We start from the raw sequence: 445 nt of genomic DNA on the forward strand, positions 1-445 counted from the left end.
AAAATGTGGAGACTGCATCAGCATATTAATGTCGCGATCTTCAACACGGAGCGGTTTCCCATCAGGGCTAAAAGAGCGGGCAATAGTGACCCATTGCTTATGGCTTAATTGTTTATCTGGTTGATAGCATGCCTGAGCCAGGGCAGGAACGTTTAGCTTTTTAGCCAGAGCGGTCGTGACATCGACGATTGTACCGCCTAATACTTCTTTCTCGGCAACATGGGGGAGCTTGTAGTTGGAACGAATGGCATAGCGTACTAAACGCATTTCAGGCGTTGCAAAGCGCCATAAATACCAGATAGGCGCACCCAGAAACAAGCTGGACCAATAAACGTCTTCGGGGTTTCCTTTACCTTTTCTTTTAGCGATGGCTCGACCGAGGTGGCCTGCATATAAACTGGTTGATAGTGTTCGAAGGTAGTAGAAACTGGTAATACTCTTTAAG

Annotated in this window: 1 protein-coding gene; it reads right to left on the bottom strand. The window is 46.7% G+C overall.

Features of this window, described 5'->3' with window-relative positions; genetic code table 11:
* The coding region (locus A3761_RS27375) for an HDOD domain-containing protein (RefSeq protein ID WP_197472950.1) at positions 1-445 on the bottom strand (445 nt) is incomplete at both ends.

Source organism: Oleiphilus sp. HI0123, assembly GCF_001635315.1.